At 55.1% G+C, this 1,322-nt stretch carries 1 rRNA gene; it reads right to left on the bottom strand.

Annotated features, from left to right (window positions below):
- Positions 1-1,322: ribosomal RNA gene (locus tag G515_RS0100640) — 23S ribosomal RNA — on the bottom strand; the annotation flags it as partial.

Below are 1,322 nucleotides of genomic sequence, written 5' to 3' on the forward strand. Positions count from 1 at the left end.
CTGCTCGACATGTCTGTCTCACAGTCAAGCTCCCTTGTGCACTTACACTCAACACCTGATTGCCAACCAGGCTGAGGGAACCTTTGAGCGCCTCCGTTACTCTTTAGGAGGCAACCGCCCCAGTTAAACTACCCATCAGGCACTGTCCCTGAACCAGATCATGGTCCGAGGTTAGACATCTAGTACGACCAGAGTGGTATTTCAACGTCGACTCCACCCACACTAGCGTGTGAACTTCACAGTCTCCCACCTATCCTACACAAGCCGAACCAAACACCAATACCAAACTATAGTAAAGGTCCCGGGGTCTTTCCGTCCTGCCGCGCGTAACGAGCATCTTTACTCGTAGTGCAATTTCGCCGAGTCCACGGTTGAGACAGCGCCCAAGTCGTTACTCCATTCGTGCAGGTCGGAACTTACCCGACAAGGAATTTCGCTACCTTAGGATGGTTATAGTTACCACCGCCGTTTACTGGGGCTTAAATTCTCCGCTTCGAGCTTGCGCTCTAACAGGTCCTCTTAACCTTCCAGCACCGGGCAGGAGTCAGTCCGTATACATCGTCTTACAACTTCGCACGGACCTGTGTTTTTAGTAAACAGTCGCTTGGGCCTGGTCTCTGCGGCCATCACCGCTACCCCCAGCAAGTGGGTTCACGGATCCGGCCCCCCTTCTCCCGAAGTTACGGGGGCAATTTGCCGAGTTCCTTAACCATGGTTCACTCGATCGCCTTGGTATTCTCTACCTGATCACCTGAGTCGGTTTCGGGTACGGGCGGCTCGTAACTCGCTAGAGGTTTTTCTCGACAGCATAGGATCATCGACTACCCCAAAACGGGTCCCCATCACACCTCAGGATCGTGCATCAAAGCACCGCAGCCCGGATTTACCTGGACCACTCCCTACATGCTTGGCCACGGACAACCATCGCCGTGGTTCGACTACCTTCCTGCGTCACCCCATCACTTGACTACTACTGGCTCGGGTCCCGCGCTACGCACACACACCACCCCCCGAAGGGAGCACCGTGGTGTTTCGGGCAGTTAGCATCACCAGCCTCGCCATGGGCGCTACTTCACCGGTACGGGAATATCAACCCGTTGTCCATCGACTACGCCTGTCGGCCTCGCCTTAGGTCCCGACTTACCCAGGGCAGATTAGCTTGACCCTGGAACCCTTGATCATTCGGCGCAAGTGTTTCTCACACTTGATTCGCTACTCATGCCTGCATTCTCACTCGTGTCACGTCCACAACCCATCACCAGGCTGCTTCACCCATGACACGACGCTCCCCTACCCATCCACACACCTGAACACCACCCAAA

It is taken from the genome of Nocardioides insulae DSM 17944, from assembly GCF_000422825.1.
Taxonomy (GTDB): domain Bacteria; phylum Actinomycetota; class Actinomycetes; order Propionibacteriales; family Nocardioidaceae; genus Nocardioides; species Nocardioides insulae.